This is a genomic window from Campylobacter sp. US50a (genome assembly GCF_004379015.1).
GTDB classification, from domain to species: Bacteria; Campylobacterota; Campylobacteria; order Campylobacterales; family Campylobacteraceae; genus Campylobacter_D; species Campylobacter_D jejuni.
In genome coordinates this window covers 5,090-16,402 of the sequence record NZ_RYYJ01000018.1, presented here as the reverse complement: position 1 = coordinate 16,402, position 11,313 = coordinate 5,090, and the positions used below count along the sequence as shown (strand labels likewise).

Sequence of the window (11,313 nt, the reverse complement as noted above, 5' to 3'; positions counted from 1 at the left end):
TGTTTTATAGTATTATCTTGATCTAATTCTCCAAAGTAAAAAGGATTATTAGGAAGTTCATTTGAGCCTGTAAGGAGTATACCTTGAAAATAAATTTTAGAATGAGTTAAATCAACATTTTTAGCCCTTAAGACTTCACAATCAATCACTTCTTTATCATAAGCAAAAATTGTTTCTTTTACTTTTTCAAGAGGCATGAATTTTCCTTAAATTTTTAGTCATTTTATGATAACTTAAACTCCAGTATTTATCGCTTTTTTCTCCTGCTAAAACATTAAAATAAAATTCATTTCTATCTTTTTGATATTCTTGTGAGATATTACCATAATCATATTTATGATAAAGCATTCTTGAAAGCATTTCATCTTTAGGTATAAAAATAAAAGGATAAAACTTACTCACACTAAAATTATTATATTTTTGACTCAAATCTAAATCTTGTATCGCAATAGCTTCATAATCATTATCTGCTTTTAAAAGTTTAATTTGTCTATCTTTTCTATCGAAATAAATCAATTCAAAATCGCCTTTTATGCTTGTATTAAATTTTTTAGTGATAGATTCCAAACAAAAATCTAATTTATTATATATACTTTTAAGTTGGGAGGCTTTATCATAAAATTTTTTAATACTTTCATAATATCTTTGATTTTCTATATCTTTTTTACAAAAAGTTTGTATTTTCTTTTCTAAATTTTCCTGATTTACATAACATATATAATTATTATCTAGCATAGATCTAGTCCAAGTAATAAAAGCTCTTGCACCTTTTACACTTTGTAAATTATCATCAATGTTTTGAAATTTCAAAAAGATAGAGTGAAGAGATTTGATCAAGCCAAAGATATCTATCAAATTTCCAGGCACTTGATATTCATCATCAATAAGCTCTATTCCTATATCAGAAAGTTTTTGAATAACCCAAGTAACGCAGTTGTTTTCAAGAAGCTTATAGGTAAATTCTTCATTGATTGGTTCTTTGCTATTAGGTGTAATTTCTTTTGTAGTATTAAAATCATTTTTAATATTTGCAAGTAGGATTTCATATTGTTCTTTAGAAAGTTCTAAAGTGCAACGATTAGAGGGTTTGAAAGCTTGGGGGCTTCTTAGTTTTTTAATAATATAACAATTTTTATCAATATTGCTATCTAATACATATTGGTTATTGTTAAATACTTTGCCAGGAGATCCTATAAGAGATTCTGCAACATTAGCAATTCCAGTTCCAAAACCCCAAAAACCATCATTGAATTCATTAGGCTCTTTAGCTTCATACCATTTTTGATCTATCTTGTCCCATTCTTTGTTTTTAAGATATTCTTGTCTTAATGTTTCATCTGCTTTATCAAGCTCATCAGGACTTTTGTCTTTGGTAAGTCCTAAGAAAGCGTGGGTGAAATCTAAGCCGTTTCCATTATAAAGACTAACTAATATTTCATATTCTAAAAACTCATCAATATAAATCGTTGCATAATATTTCATTTATAAAATCCTTTCTAATATGTTGCCAGTCCATAAAAAAAGAACAATGTGCAAGTATAACCCAAGGCGAATAGTAAAACACTAAACATAAACTTTCTTTTAAAAATGGATATTAAGAAAAATACTCCTATACCACAACAACCAACAATAAACAAGCTTAAACTAGAAAAATAAAATGCTAAAAATATAAATACCGCAGATAAAACCAAAGGAATGGCATTATAAATATATAATAAATTAAACATTATGCAAGAATATACAATAACAAATAACTCTATTGCATTTCTATCAAATATTAATAAAAATAAATTCTTATCATATTTACCATAACTAATGTAAATGTAGTGAAAAGTTAGAATAATATAAGTCACCAAAGCAAGAATCAAGCTACATACAAACCAAGCAATTTGCCCACTTGATATATTGTCTATTCCTTTGCTTTCTAGTTTTTCTTTGAGTTTAGAATAAATAGGAATTTGCAAATTTGCTCCTAATATAGATAAATTGTTTTATTATAACCAATCTACTTAATACTTTTAATTAATTTAAATTCTTTGTTTTTAAGATATTCTTGTCTTAATGTTTCATCTGCTTTATCTAACTCATCAGGACTTTTGCCTTTGGTAAGTCCTAAGAAAGCGTGGGTGGAAGTCGATTTGCTTTATGCTTTCACCCAGAGTTTGAAAAAGATCATTCATTTATATTTTTATATTTTCTCTAGCTTGTTCCATAAGTTCTTTTGTGCTTACTTGTGGTTTGTAATTAAATGATTTAAAATAACTTGCCTTATAAGCATTTGCACATTCTTTGATTTTAGATTCTAACTCTGTAGGATTTTTTGGATCTTCATAGTATTACATACTTTTTTGGCTCTAAAGAGCAAGCAGAAAAAACACAAGCAGTAACTACACTTAATAAAGCTAGTTTGATTGTATTTTTCATTTTTAATCCTTTTTTTGTATATTTATAATAATTATAATATACTATTATTAACTAATAATATATAAAAAATATTTTTTATATATTATTATTATATATTATGATTACAAAGAGTAACTATTATTGTCTAGTTATCTCTTTTTCAGGTTGTGTTTTTTCCATAGATTTAAAAGCTTTAAGTTTATTATGAAAATCAATGAAATTTAATTGTTTTTTGACTTCATCAAGCCCTTTATTTAAAAAAATGTCATTGAAATCACTTATTCCTTGTTCTGCTTCTTGATTGCTGATTTTTGGAATAATAACTTTAATATCTGAAAATTTTTGTTGAATTTCTTTTGCAGTTTCCACCCCGACATTAGAAAGTCCTTTTAATTCTCTTTTTTTATCATTATCGGCTATTAAGGTAATAGGAGTGTTTTGAAATTTGTTTTTTAGGGTTTCAACGATTTTTGATAAGTTTCCAGCATCTATACCCATTATTACAGGCTTATTGAGTGCTTTGTATATAGTTGCAGCAGTAGCAAAGCCTTCTGCTATGATAAATTCTTTGCAATATTCTAGGTTTTTTGCACCTATTAGGTGAAAACATCCAGATTTTTTTGCAGAATATTCAATGCCTTGCTCTTTTTCTTCTTTAGTTTTAATTACACCAATAATTTTATCACCATTTGGGAATATTCTTTGCACAGACCATAATTTGCCATTTTCATCTTTTAAGGGAATAAGTAAAGAACCTTTGTTATCCTGCTTAAGATAAAAGTTTTCACTAAAACCTTTTTTCTTTAAATAAGGATGATTTGAATGAGCCCAATTAGCTTGATTATATTCTTCTTCAATTTTTAATGCTGTTTTTTGCTGAAGCTCTAAAATGTCTTGTTTCGTATTATTGCTTGTAGAATTATGTAATCTTTTTTGACTAGGAGTTTGATAACTTACAATGTTTTGTTTTGCATTTTCTAAAGGCATTTTCCAATTTTCTTTAATACCTGTTTTAAAATTTTGAATAAAACCAGCGGGGTATTTATCTAAAAATCCACTATAAGCTCCACTCATTTCTCTACCTTTATCTGTTGTTGTTTTTACTCTGTGGATTTTGCCATCCATGATAGGTGAACCATCAATAATTAAACCTTGATTTTCTAAAGCAGATTTAAAAGTAGTTAAAACTTCATTTTCATCAAATGAAAATTCTTTATTTTGGTGCGGATAAAACCATTGTGAGAAAATATTTTTATCTAAGCTTTTTGGAGCAAACCATTTTTTTTCTTTATCATCCCACATTGCCCCTAATGATTTTACTTTTTCTTTGTCTTTAAATGGAACATAAAGATAAATTCTTTTTTGTGGCATCGTATATCCTTTTAGTTTCCTTTAATATTATTATTGCTATAATTGCAATTAAATTCAAAGGGCTTCCTAGTAGCCCACTTTTTTTATATTAACAATATTCCAAAATTTCTTCGTTAAATGTTTTAATTAAATCACTTAAGAATAAATCTATTTTTTGTGGATTTAATCCTATATGAGTGTTTTCTATTTTTGTCGTTAATCTTGGATAATGTTTGCCATTTTTTTCTGTAGTTTTTAAAATATTTTCCCAATGATAACTTCTATTTCTTAGATTTTGTAATAAGCTAAGAACAATATCAACCTTATGCGTATTTCTAAAGCGTAATTTTATACCATTTTCAAAAAAGAAATTTCTATTGTGTTGATTGTAGTTTCTAAAATTGATATTTTTTAAATCCATTATAGAGTTTTGTAATTTATTTTCTTTGATAAGATGAATAATAGCTCCTAAGCTCATACGAGAAAGATATTGATGATGAGATAAATTTCTATTTTTTTCTCTATATTCAATTTCATCTTTAGCTTTTTTAATATTTTCATCATTAGAATTTTTTATCCAATTACTATCTTTCTCTGATAATTTATTATCTAGTTTATTTCTAAGAATAATTTCTAATGTAGCAATTTTTGGAGTGATTTTTCCTACAAATTTAAGGTTATCATAATGCTTTACAATATCATCATTATAAGAAGATAATCTCATTTGAGAAAACAGATCATTAAAATTTGTTAGATTATTCATTCTTTACCTTGATCGAGAATATGTTTTTTCGTTGCTAATTTCTTTATCTGGTAAAACTTTATTTAGTTTTTTTGAAAAATTCATTCATTTTTTCTTTTAACAATATTCATTTTTTAGTTATCTATTTAGCAAAATAAAAAACAATAATTAATTACCATTTTTATTTTTATTAATAAAAACGGATGAGAGAATATCAATATGTTCTAATAAACCTTTTTTGATTCGAGTTTCTGGAAATCTCATAGTATCTAATTGCACAATAAGCCCTTCTTTTCTAGCGTGTTTTACAGCAGGAACAAAATCGCTATCCGAAGTAATTAAAATGATTTTTTCCACTTGGTGTTTATTTGCTAAAGTTGCAATATCAAGTCCTATTTTCATATCTACACCTTTTTGTTTAATATCTATAACAAAATCTTCATTGCTTAGTTCGCTAACATCAATTTCACCTAATCTTACAGCAAAATACGGTTGCTTTCTTAGATGTTTTAATAATTCACTTCTAAATTTATAAGTTGTAGTTTTGCTTAAATTTTTAGATTTATCAGTTTTTTCTATAGGAGGCATAGGAACATTTTTATCTAACGGTTCGCAATCATAAATATAAACTTTATATAAATAGTCTTCACTTCTTCTAAGAGTTTCCCACACATAGTCTTTTAATCTTTTGGCTAATTCTGCGGCTTCCATTGTTTTAATGCTTTTGCGTGTATTGTATCCTTCAATAAAAAAGAAAGATCTACAAGAACAGCAGTCTTTTTTGGTTGAATTATAGAAAATTCTGTATCTTTATTGGACAAATCCATAATATGTAGTCCTATTTGCTAAATCTTGAAGGCAAAATGAGTCGTCATTTTAAAAATATTATGTAAAAAGACCCCTCTATGTGCTAATGATGCTGTAATTCTAACATAAAAACATTAATAAGAACTTACTTAGAGATAAGCAACTCATTTTCTTATCCTTGTGAAAATTCTAATTCGATTAAGTCAAATAAACTTCGACAGTCATAATCTTTTTCATCTTCAATTTGTCTTTTCGTTTTTTGCAAGGATATTGTAACATTTTTAATTATTAATATTTAAAGTTCTTGCCTCTTTTAAAATCAATTTTCTTATATAAGTGCCATATTCACTTGCTAAATCTAAAACCATTAATTTTTTCAAAATTTCCATTTCTTGTTCATTAAGTCTGCAAACTACTAAATTATCTCTTCTTAGTTTTTGATCTACGGTTTTTCTTCCAGCTGATTTTTTATCAGCTTTACTATATGTTTTTTGAGAGCTTGTTTCAGAGTTTAAAGCTTCTGCTATTGTAAATGGTTTTTTTTCCATTATTATTTATCCTTTCTAATAAAATCTAAAAGTCTTTGATATTCATTGAAAAAGTTTGTATAACTTAATCTTGAAAGATTGTTTTCATTATAAAGTTCAGTAAAAGAAGCTCCACTACTCATAGAATTTTCAATTATCTTTGAAAATTTAAAGAAAAAAAGATTTAAATCTGTAAAATTGCTTTCAAGAGTTTCACAAATTTGCTTTTTTTCTTTCTCATCTCTATAGTCTGTAACTAAAATACAAACTTTACCATCATTACCTATTTCGTTTAAAGTTTCTAATGTTCTAAGTAAAGAATTATAATTACTCGTGCAAGGAACAATAATCTTATTGCTTTCTTTAATAATATCCAATACTCCTTTTTCTACAAATCCACCAAAATCATAAACGCAATTATCTATTTTTTTTGGAGTTGGTAAAATTTTTGCTTTTTCAGGATAAATTTTTTCTATAATAGAATTATCATTGCTTTGTAAAAAATATTCTAAATCTTTAGCAATTGAAAAAGCAAAAGGAGTCTTTCCAACACCACCTTTTTTATTTATAACAGATATTATCATTAAAAAACCTTTTTTATATTTTTGTATAATATTATATATTATTATTTATTAATAAATAATAAAAATAAATAATATTTATTTTTGTTTCTTTGATTTTTTAGTGATAGTTTTGTTTTATATTCTAAATAATCTTCTAAATGTGTAGGTAGCATGAAGTCAAAAAACAATTAAATTTCATTGATTTTCATAATAAACTTAATACCTTTGAAAATCCTACAAAAACAATATCTCAAAAAGATATAACAAGATAATTCATCATATTAAAATAAAAAATAATTATTTCTTATAATTATTTTGTGAAATATTATATAATAATATTATTATTTAAAATTAATTTTATTATATATTAATAAATATTAGTATATTATAGTTACTATAAATATATATAAAATTATAGAAAAAAGAACTTTTATGCAAAATTTAATTAAACTAGCTTTATTAAGTGTAGTTACTGCTTGTGTTTTTTCTGCTTGCTCTTCAGAGCCAAAAAAGTATGTAATACTATGAAGATCCAAAAAATGCTACAGAGTTAGAATCTAAAATCAAAGAATGTGCAAATGCTTCAAGTTATTCTAAATCATTTAATTACAAACCACAAGTAAGTACAAAAGAACTTATGGAACAAGCTAGAGAAAATATAAATGAATGATCTTTTTCAAACCCTGGGTGAAAGCATAACAATAAATCATTGATGCTATAAGACAAATAGTCACAAATAATAAGGTTGTTTGAAAGTAAATACTATTATATATTACTAATTTTTAATATATAATAGTTATTTTTAGTAATTAATATTATATGTTAAATTAGTTTTATGTTCCGCATTAAACCAAATCAAGGCATTAATATCTGAACAATTAGTTGAAAATATTTCTGTAAATTCTCCCTCAAACCCAATATCGAATAACAAAGGTATTTCATAAATTTTAAGCCTTTTAGCTTCATTTACACTATTTGGGCTAAAAATAGAATCTATTTCGTTAAATAAAAAAAATTCTCCTTGTTTTGCTTGACAATTTTGACATATATTCATAAGGTAGTAACTTTTTGTTGTATTGGAATATGAAATTTTCATATTATTTTTTTTTAAATACTTTCTAGCTCTTGAGAATAAGACAAAATATTCCAAATCATTTTAAATTTTGAATTAAATTTCCAATATTTTTTTCACAATCTAAAAAAGAAGATTTTAAAGCCCCAAAAGCATAAACTGAAATCATCTTAGAACATTTCCAACAAGTAATAAAACCTTCAACAATATACAACTTCTCAGTAACATAAATGGTAAAATTTCTATTTTCTAAATAATCGATAAGATAAGTTAAATTCCTATAATCTTCTAAATACCAAATTTTATAATCATTATTCCACTTAATCTTATATTTTTTTAATTTATCCTTATTAGAATAAGGAATATTAAGCTTAATATTCATAGTTTTTCTTTTTTAAAATCTCTTTATATTTTCTTACACTCTTAAGAGTATTAAATAAACCTATCAATACTATAATAAAAAATTATAAGCAATAAAAAATAGTCTCGAAAGAAAACTAAAATATCCTCATAAAAAAATTTAAAAGAAGAATTAAAAAGATTGCAAAACTTAAAACCATCATAAACATTGAACCAAAATACAATTTTTCTAAAGTATTAAGTTTATTAGGCTTTAAACACTTTAAAAGAATATTTTTAATTTTCACTTTCTTTTTCCATTTTTTAATTCTTATGATATTATAATAAAATAATAAAAAATTTTTTTTATTAAAACCCCTTTTTTGGAGTTACCAAAATCATTTTTTTATGATTTTATACAAAAGTTCAAAAATTTTAATTTTTGATTTACCTTTTTTAATATTATAGAATTTAACAAATTTAAGAATTTAGTAACTATTCTATTTATGTAAATGTGTCTTTTAAAGCTCCTATTTTCCATATGGGTGTTCCGAAAAAATATCAAAAACTATTCTATTTATGTTAAAAACTATTCTATTTATGTCAATTTTTTAATAACTTATGGGTGATTGTATGCTGATTTTGCTGACATAAATATAATAAACTATTCTATTTATGTCAATTTTATATTTTAGATGAAATTAGTATTTTTCAAAAAAATAATTTTTTACATAGATATAATAAGTATTGACATAAATATAATAATTTTACTATAATTACTTTATAAAAAGTTGTTAATTTGCACTAAACTATTCTATTTATATCAATTTTTAGGGTGTAAATTAATTGTTTGTTCTATTTATGTCAATAGTAAGGAATTAAATGTTACTAAATATTATTATTGAAAAAGATCAGGATGGATATTTTGCACGCATTCTAGAGCTTGAAGGTTGTGTTTCGCAAGGAAATACCTATGAAGAAACTTTAGCTAATATAAAAGAAGCTGGGGAGCTTTATTTAGAAAGCCTTGCAAATGAAGAAAAAAGGATTATTGAAAACAAAACAACTTCAATTATTCCAATGGTTTTAGCAAATGCCTGAATTGCCTAGAATGACTGCAAAAGAAGCAGAAAAGCTTTTATTGCAAAATGATTTTTCGATTGATAGGCAAAAAGGCAGCCATAGAATCTATAAAAAAGGACTTTATAGAATTGTTATTCCTCACCATAGTGGAGAAATATTGCACCCTAAAATCATAAAACAACTATTTGAGATCATAGAAGTAGCAAAGGATTAAAAAATGCCAAAAAGAAATACTATTGATACTATTACACTCGGACTTTTTAGTGATGAAGATGTTTCTATAATCTGCGAAGATACAATTAAACTGGAAAGGGGCTCTGTAGCTGTATTAAGTGGCAATAGTGAAGTAGGCAAGTCTTTTTTAGCTTTAAAGGTATGTGCTAATGCTGTTAATGATGGCTTAAAACCTTTTTTTTGGAGTGTAGAAGATAAAAATAAAGCAATTTTAGAACGCATAAAAAATATTGAAAGTTTTTATTCTTTTAATGCTGCGGAACTTGAATTTTCGAATGAACTTCCAAAAATCAATAAAGAACCTATAAATTGCTTAAAAGAAGAACTTAATGAGTTAGCAGATTGCGATTTAATTGTTCTTGATACCTTTAGTGCATTTTTCTCAACATTAGGCTTTAAAGATCAAAACAATCAAAACGATGTGCAAAATTTCTTTAATATTTTAACAGATGTAGCAAAATCAAATAATCAAGCCATTTTATTACTTCACCACTTAGATAAAAAAGGTGAAAGTCTTATGGGTAGCTCTGTAATTATAAATGCCCCTAGACTTGTTTATAAACTCTCATTTCAAAAAGGAGAAGATAAAAACTCTACAACTTATCGCTTACTTGAAGTGCTAAAAGATAATAATAATATCAATGCTGGCGAGTTTCAAAAAACAATCAAAGTATTACAGAACTCTAGCATTGATGAACCTTTAGTTAAAGATATAAAAGTGGAAAATATTGACAATCATACCTTAGAAATTATCAACAAAAAAGATATTTCTGCTGTAAGTGTTAATGATTTAGCGGAAGGCTATGTAACAATGAATGAAAATAGAGGAGTTTTTTATTTAAGCTCACGAAAGCTTACTGATTCTAATTTTTATAAAGCATTTAAAGAAAATGACAATAAAATAGAATTTGGAATGCTTGGTGCAAATGGTTCATCATATGCTATTACTCTTAAAAATTCTTTACTAACGCAAACACATAGAAGTATTTTAGATGCTTTATTTTTATATATCAAGAAAAATGTAGATACAAGTGTTATTAAAAAATATCAAGAAAATTTTTGGGATATGGAAGTAAGATTAGAGCCTTATAAATTTTTAAAACAATATCTTAATAAAGCTCCTAGTAATTATTCTTGGTTAAAACAAAAATTTACAGAAATTTCTCGTTTTGCATATGATTTAGCCTTTACGCAAAACATTGAAGATAAAGATAAAGATAAAAAAACAATTACACAAAGAGATAAAGGGATTTTAATGTTTGATTCTGTAGAGCGTATCACAAAAGAAAATGGCGTGATTGTATCTGTATTTGTATTGACAGTTCGTAGGGAATATATCAAAAGACTTGAAACAGAATCTACTCTTTCATATGATGATGACTTATCAAAAATACTCATTGATTTAAATTCTTTAGTTGCACAGGATTTAATTAGATTTTTGACAAGTTTTCCTGATAAGAAAATCCTTAGTTATAGTGAGTTTTGTGAAATTAAAGCTTATAGACTTTATAAAGAAAGTTCTATCATTTCAAAACAAAAAAAGGAGATTGCTAAATTAAAAGATAAGCTTATAGAATTTGGAATTAATGTTTATGGCAAAGGTATAGAATTTGCAAATTATGATGATGAATTTTTTTATAACAAGTATAAAAATGAAAATGATTTGTTTTTTATCTACCAAAGTAATAATAGAGTAAAAAGATATATTAAGCGTGGTGATCCAATGAATCGATTAAACACCAAAAGTAATAAATTTATCTTACAGAAGTCTTTATTTGAGTGAATCACCCATCTGCTAAAGTAAAGTGGGTTTCTTGCTTCAACGAATAGATAACTAGTATATAACCATTTTTAATACCCTACTAGAGCTATCTCTACCCCAACTAGCATTAGTAATAGATTTAGATAAGCGTTTGTTTTTAATTAGTCCTTTAATATTTAGATTTTCAACAGCTATAAAATCATATAAATTTGTGATTTCATCGCTTATCTTATGTAAATAATCATCTCTTGCTCTTGTAATTTTTTGATGAGCTTTAGCTACTTTAAGTTTAGCTTTTGCGCGATTATTTGAACCTTTTTGTTTTTTTTACTCATTTGTATCCTTGTCTTTTCGTTTTTTGCAAGGATATTGTAACATTTTTAATTATTAATATTTAAAGTTCTTGCCTCTTTTAAAATCAATTTTCTTAT

13 protein-coding genes and 2 pseudogenes are annotated in these 11,313 nt (G+C 25.2%); 3 read left to right on the top strand and 12 right to left on the bottom strand.

All coding sequences use genetic code 11. The annotated features are described in order from the left end of the window. From ELQ11_RS09085 to ELQ11_RS09035, 11 genes and pseudogenes are all read right to left on the bottom strand, one after another. Positions 1-197: hypothetical protein (locus ELQ11_RS09085; RefSeq protein ID WP_057033945.1), on the bottom strand; the 197-nt coding region annotated here is incomplete at its 3' end. Further along, positions 187-1,482, bottom strand: a complete 1,296-nt coding sequence (locus ELQ11_RS10380) for a hypothetical protein (protein ID WP_134225285.1) — start codon at positions 1,480-1,482, stop codon at positions 187-189. The genes ELQ11_RS10380 and ELQ11_RS09085, both read right to left, overlap by 11 nt. Before the next feature lie 14 nt (positions 1,483-1,496). Beyond that, positions 1,497-1,964: a hypothetical protein gene (locus ELQ11_RS09075; RefSeq protein WP_044780638.1), complete on the bottom strand. Its 468-nt coding sequence runs from the start codon at positions 1,962-1,964 to the stop codon at positions 1,497-1,499. A 216-nt stretch (positions 1,965-2,180) separates the two neighbouring features. Then, a pseudogene (locus ELQ11_RS09945) lies at positions 2,181-2,424 on the bottom strand (hypothetical protein). Between the two features lie 117 nt (positions 2,425-2,541). Next, a complete protein-coding gene (locus ELQ11_RS09070) occupies positions 2,542-3,774 on the bottom strand; it encodes a DUF5710 domain-containing protein (protein WP_070261061.1) in 1,233 nt (410 codons plus the stop codon). 88 nt (positions 3,775-3,862) lie between these two features. Beyond that, entirely contained in the window at positions 3,863-4,516 is a 654-nt protein-coding gene (locus ELQ11_RS09065) for a hypothetical protein (RefSeq protein ID WP_052781596.1), read from the bottom strand. Between the two features lie 147 nt (positions 4,517-4,663). Next, the gene (locus tag ELQ11_RS09055; RefSeq protein WP_002819317.1) at positions 4,664-5,206 is read right to left on the bottom strand and encodes an NYN domain-containing protein; all 543 of its coding nucleotides are present in this window, start codon (positions 5,204-5,206) and stop codon (positions 4,664-4,666) included. Positions 5,207-5,583: 377 nt separating this feature from the next. Then, the gene (locus ELQ11_RS09050; RefSeq protein ID WP_002779707.1) at positions 5,584-5,850 is read right to left on the bottom strand and encodes a hypothetical protein; all 267 of its coding nucleotides are present in this window, start codon (positions 5,848-5,850) and stop codon (positions 5,584-5,586) included. Positions 5,851-5,852: 2 nt separating this feature from the next. After that, entirely contained in the window at positions 5,853-6,413 is a 561-nt protein-coding gene (locus tag ELQ11_RS09045; protein WP_002802083.1) for a hypothetical protein, read from the bottom strand. Between the two features lie 781 nt (positions 6,414-7,194). Beyond that, entirely contained in the window at positions 7,195-7,446 is a 252-nt protein-coding gene (locus tag ELQ11_RS09040) for a hypothetical protein (protein WP_070300080.1), read from the bottom strand. A gap of 97 nt (positions 7,447-7,543) precedes the next feature. Then, positions 7,544-7,846 (bottom strand): hypothetical protein, encoded by a 303-nt coding sequence (locus ELQ11_RS09035; RefSeq protein ID WP_167843016.1) that lies wholly within the window; start codon positions 7,844-7,846, stop codon positions 7,544-7,546. A gap of 839 nt (positions 7,847-8,685) precedes the next feature. Here ELQ11_RS09035 and ELQ11_RS09025 point away from each other — a divergent pair. Genes ELQ11_RS09025 through ELQ11_RS09015 form a run of 3 tightly spaced genes read left to right on the top strand, consistent with a single transcriptional unit; the run spans position 8,686 to position 10,903 of the window. Then, positions 8,686-8,904 (top strand): type II toxin-antitoxin system HicB family antitoxin, encoded by a 219-nt coding sequence (locus ELQ11_RS09025; RefSeq protein ID WP_002818418.1) that lies wholly within the window; start codon positions 8,686-8,688, stop codon positions 8,902-8,904. Next, entirely contained in the window at positions 8,897-9,100 is a 204-nt protein-coding gene (locus ELQ11_RS09020; protein WP_134225284.1) for a type II toxin-antitoxin system HicA family toxin, read from the top strand. Before ELQ11_RS09025 ends, ELQ11_RS09020 begins: the two co-directional genes overlap by 8 nt. A gap of 3 nt (positions 9,101-9,103) precedes the next feature. Continuing rightward, the gene (locus ELQ11_RS09015; protein ID WP_060787643.1) at positions 9,104-10,903 is read left to right on the top strand and encodes an AAA family ATPase; all 1,800 of its coding nucleotides are present in this window, start codon (positions 9,104-9,106) and stop codon (positions 10,901-10,903) included. A 93-nt stretch (positions 10,904-10,996) separates the two neighbouring features. Here ELQ11_RS09015 and ELQ11_RS09010 read toward each other — a convergent pair. Continuing rightward, positions 10,997-11,209, bottom strand: a pseudogene (locus ELQ11_RS09010) (transposase); the annotation flags it as partial. Positions 11,210-11,313 lie beyond the last annotated feature (104 nt).

Excerpts from the sequence above, each read along its gene's own strand:
- ELQ11_RS10380 (WP_134225285.1), bottom strand. The coding sequence starts at position 1,482 with ATGAAATATTATGCAACGATTTATATTGATGAGTTTTTAGAATATGAA.
- ELQ11_RS09070 (WP_070261061.1), bottom strand. The coding sequence starts at position 3,774 with ATGCCACAAAAAAGAATTTATCTTTATGTTCCATTTAAAGACAAAGAA.
- ELQ11_RS09065 (WP_052781596.1), bottom strand. The coding sequence starts at position 4,516 with ATGAATAATCTAACAAATTTTAATGATCTGTTTTCTCAAATGAGATTA.
- ELQ11_RS09055 (WP_002819317.1), bottom strand. The coding sequence starts at position 5,206 with ATGGAAGCCGCAGAATTAGCCAAAAGATTAAAAGACTATGTGTGGGAA.
- ELQ11_RS09050 (WP_002779707.1), bottom strand. The coding sequence starts at position 5,850 with ATGGAAAAAAAACCATTTACAATAGCAGAAGCTTTAAACTCTGAAACA.
- ELQ11_RS09045 (WP_002802083.1), bottom strand. The coding sequence starts at position 6,413 with ATGATAATATCTGTTATAAATAAAAAAGGTGGTGTTGGAAAGACTCCT.
- ELQ11_RS09040 (WP_070300080.1), bottom strand. The coding sequence starts at position 7,446 with ATGAATATATGTCAAAATTGTCAAGCAAAACAAGGAGAATTTTTTTTA.
- ELQ11_RS09035 (WP_167843016.1), bottom strand. The coding sequence starts at position 7,846 with ATGAATATTAAGCTTAATATTCCTTATTCTAATAAGGATAAATTAAAA.
- ELQ11_RS09025 (WP_002818418.1), top strand. The coding sequence starts at position 8,686 with ATGTTACTAAATATTATTATTGAAAAAGATCAGGATGGATATTTTGCA.
- ELQ11_RS09020 (WP_134225284.1), top strand. The coding sequence starts at position 8,897 with ATGCCTGAATTGCCTAGAATGACTGCAAAAGAAGCAGAAAAGCTTTTA.
- ELQ11_RS09015 (WP_060787643.1), top strand. The coding sequence starts at position 9,104 with ATGCCAAAAAGAAATACTATTGATACTATTACACTCGGACTTTTTAGT.